This window comes from Neisseria sp. P0022.S010, assembly GCF_051956635.1.
Map to the genome: position 1 here is coordinate 1 of NZ_JBQCXF010000267.1, position 3,955 is coordinate 3,955.

Sequence of the window (3,955 nt, forward strand, 5' to 3'; positions counted from 1 at the left end):
CTACCATTTTGAGTCCTTTTGAAAAATGCGGATATATAGAAACCGCTAATTTTAGGATATTTCACACGGGTTATGCAAGTTTTTATTTGTTTTTGTTGCTGTTTTGCCATTCGTTCAAATCGAGGCTGGCTTGATACAGGCCGCGGTCGGTTTCCGATGGGGTGACGGTAAATCCTGATTTTTCAGCGAGTTTGAGCATCGGTGCGTTTTCTTTGAGGATTTCCGCATTCATGGTTTGGTAACCTTGCTGTGTGGCAGTTTGGATAATCAGGCTCATCATTTTGCCGGCCAAGCCGGTTTTGCGTGCTTCAGGCGCTAAAGTAATGCCGAACTCGCACTCATTGCGATTGATGCGGCTGTAGCGGCTGACTGCGACAATACGGCCGTCTGAAGCGAAGGCGGCCCACGCGCATTCGGTATGGAAATCAGGACGGGTCAGTCGTGCGAGTGTGGGTAGCGGCAATTCGTTGGTATGGGTCATGAAGCGCGTATAGCGGTCGGCCGCTGGTAATTGGCGGACAAATTTTTGTTTGGCTTCGGCATCTTCAGGCTCTAGTGCACGGATGTGCAGTGTGTTGCCATCGGGCAGGGTAAAGGTATCGGTTTGGCTCGGATAGGGTGCGAGTACGTTTTGTATTTTGGGCGTTTCGGTTTTAGGGTGCAGCAGTTCGGACGCGGCTTCGCCGGTGTTGCGTAGGAATTCGGCTGCGGCTGGATTTTTTTGTTGGAGGTAGGCGGCGGCACTTTGCATTTTGGCTGCGGCCTGTTCCAAGGTTTGGACGGCTTTTTTGGGGATTTTGGTTGTTGGTGCGGCTGGTTTTTCCACGATTTCGGGAATGATGGTACTGCTGTACTGGCTGCCGTTGTAGTTGAGGATAATGTTGCCGATATGCTGGTTATTGTGGATAAGCGTGTTTAGGGAATGCAGGAATTGATTGAGAACAGAAGTATTGTCGAGTTCTGCAAACTGACTTAAACGCTGGATATCGAGCGTGGTAAAGGGAGGTAATGCGGCTTCGGTTTTGCCGTTGTAATGGGCGGTAAGGATGGTGCCGTAAATGGCATGACGGCTGAACCGGAACTGGATGGCATTGTGTTTTTGGGTTTGGCACGGAGGCAGGTATAGGGCTTCTGCCATCAGTTCGGTTTGGCCGGATGCAATGGCTTTATCGATACTTTTGCTTTTAGGTGTTTTCAGACGGCCTGTTTTGGCTGGAGCAGGGGTATTTTGCACTTGTCGCAAATAGGCTGTTTGATTGCGGAAATAAAGTGTCAGCAAGGCTTCTTCCGGCGTGTTAAACCGAGTCAGGCCGTCTGAAAAACGATAGCTGACGAGAATGGGCTTGCTGGTTTTTTGTGCCAAATTATCCAGAGTTTGATGAATGCTGTACGCATCCGGCGTATCTGGCGAAATAATGCCAAGCAGGGCTTGAGTATGCGGATTTTGTAATTGTTCGAGTGCCAAGCGGTGGATGCGTGCAGGCGTGGGGTTGCTGCCGATGCAGCCTTGTCGGACGGATGGTACATCAGTTGGGAGGTCAAGGGTCAATTCGCAGGCATCGGCGGTACTTCGCAGCCATTCTATCGGCGTGTCGGATAGAATGGTGGGGTTGGTAATGACGGGAATGCCGGAAAGGTGGGCTTTTAGGGTTGCTTCCAGTTCGGCGGTATTGAATACCGGTTGGAAATTGCAGTGGCGGCTGAGGCTGCGCAGGATGGCTTTGTCTGTGTCGTCGGTGTAGTGTGTGGACAACAGGATAAGCGGGGTGTGGCGTGTAAAGTGGCGGATGGCACTGAACAGCTCGCGTTGGTTTTCGGCCGGATTGTAGTGGATAACGGCAACTTTGGTATGGCGGTTGTGGCCGAAGCGGTTGAGCCAGTCGGCGGATGTGGTGGGGCTTAGGTCATAGTTGAGGCTGATGTGGCGTGATACGCCTTGGTGCAGCGTGTTCAGCAGGTGGTTGATGTTGCGGCTGACGGTGCTGTGGCCGGTCAGTAACGCGATATGGCCGGCTGGATAGTCGGCTTGGGTGCTGATGTTGAGGTTGAGCGAGGGGAGTTGGATGCCTGCGCTGTTGCACACGCTGATGTTCAATTCGTCACCGTGATGTTTTTGAATGATGGAGCGGGCGTTTTTACAGGATTCGGGCGGCAGGTTTTCCCAATCTTGAATCAGGATAATGTGGCGCAGGTCTTTTTTACGGCAGGCTTTGAACAGCGAGTCGTAATGGTCGGGCGGGATAACGGCAACAACCAAATCGGCTTGGCCCGGGATTTTGCTGAGGCTGGAGTAGGAGGGAATGCCTGCAACACTGCTGTGTCGAAGATTGACAGGGGTTATTTTGCCTTGATATGAGGAACCGAGCAGGTGGCTGAAAATGCGCTCGCCAAGGCTGTGCGGACGTTCGCTGGCGCCGACGAGGATGATGTGTTCAGGCATGAAGAAGTAGCCGGTTTGGGCAGTTGCACTCATGATGGGTCCTTATTTGTGTTTTTGGCCGTCTGAAAAGTTTCAGACGGCCTTATTTTTAGACTTCTTTTTTGTCTCCGGCTTTCTTTTTGGGAAGGATAAAACGCATCCTCAGGCCGTTGGGTTTGACATTTTCAGCAATGATTTTACCGCAGTGCTGTTTCATAATATGCTGCGTCAAGGCAAGCCCTAAACCTGTACCGGGTTTGTGGGCGCTGGAGTCGGCGCGATAAAAGGCAGTAAAAATATGCGGAAGCTGCATTTCGTCCACGCCAGGCCCGTTGTCGGTAACATCGATAATCCAGTTTTTGCCGTCTTGTCCGATATGGGTTTGAATGGTGCTGCCTTCCGGACTGTAATTGATGGCATTGCGGATCACGTTGTCAAAGGCGCGGTATAGATAGCCTTCGTTGGCGCTGACTACGGCTTTTTCAGGGATTTTTGGGTCAATGCTCAGGGTAACGCTTTGGTTGTTTTGGTGGGCAATGCTTTGGTTGTCCTCAATCAAGTTGGTTAAGAACGGAACGAGTTTGAGGTTTTCTTTTTCCAAAGGAATATTGGAAGTTTCCAAGCGGGAGAGGGTCAACAATTCGCCGACCAAAGTATCCATGCGCACCAGTTCGCCTTCAAGTCGCTTGAGGTATTGCTCTTGTTTTTGCGGCTGGGATTGAATCAGGCCGACAATCGCCTGCATACGCGCCAGCGGCGAGCGCATTTCATGAGAAACATGGTGGAGCAGGTGGCGCTCTTTGGCAACAAGTTTTTCAAGTTTCTCGGCCATTTTGTCGAACTGTACGGCAAGATGGGACAATTCGTCGTCACGGTCGTCAACTTGTTGGGAAATGCGGGTTTCGAGTTCGCCGTTGGCTACTCTGTCCATGCCGCCACCAAGAATTTTAATAGGCTTGGTAATATTGTTAGCAAGGATGTATGCCATCAGCAGGCCGACGATGATGATGAAAGACAGAATGATAAATTCGTGCCAAATAGGTGAAAGCGGCAGGCCGGGAATGAAGAGCGGGCTAGGTAGGCGTTGGGCTTGATGATTGTCCCAGCCTTTAATAAAGAAGAGGTATTCTTCGCCGAAACGGTCGTATTCGATGTGTGCCAAATCAGATTCAGGGTTGTTGATGGCAAAGATACGGGCGCGCTCAATGGAGAGGCTGTCGATGTTTCGGCCTAAAATATCTTTTTTATCGTCGCCGGTAATGACATAAACGGCATTGGAAACCGGATTGTTTTTCCATTCGGAAAGAATTTCGCGCGCACCGCTGTCTCCGCGTGAGTTGAATGCGGAAATGATGCTGCTCATCAATGTGGTTTCGATGGTGCGGCGTTGGTTGAATTGGTTTTCGGCAAGGGTGTTTTGTACCAGCCAAAATGAAAAACTCGCCACAAAGATTGCGCAGACGATGACTGCGCAAAATGTGGCGAAGATGCGTTGAAACAGTTTCATTGATCTGTTTAATCTTTAGTTTTTAACAA

General features: G+C 50.5%; 2 protein-coding genes. Both read right to left on the reverse strand.

What is annotated here, in order from left to right:
- Positions 1-82 precede the first annotated feature (82 nt).
- The gene (locus tag ACTHUT_RS15010) at positions 83-2,473 is read right to left on the reverse strand and encodes a bifunctional acetate--CoA ligase family protein/GNAT family N-acetyltransferase (RefSeq protein ID WP_250599734.1); all 2,391 of its coding nucleotides are present in this window, start codon (positions 2,471-2,473) and stop codon (positions 83-85) included.
- Positions 2,474-2,528: 55 nt separating this feature from the next.
- On the reverse strand, positions 2,529-3,926 hold the full coding sequence (locus ACTHUT_RS15015; protein WP_250599736.1) for a sensor histidine kinase: 1,398 nt from the start codon (positions 3,924-3,926) through the stop codon (positions 2,529-2,531).
- Positions 3,927-3,955: the final 29 nt, after the last annotated feature.

Excerpts from the sequence above, each read along its gene's own strand:
- ACTHUT_RS15010 (WP_250599734.1), bottom strand. The coding sequence starts at position 2,473 with ATGAGTGCAACTGCCCAAACCGGCTACTTCTTCATGCCTGAACACATC.
- ACTHUT_RS15015 (WP_250599736.1), bottom strand. The coding sequence starts at position 3,926 with ATGAAACTGTTTCAACGCATCTTCGCCACATTTTGCGCAGTCATCGTC.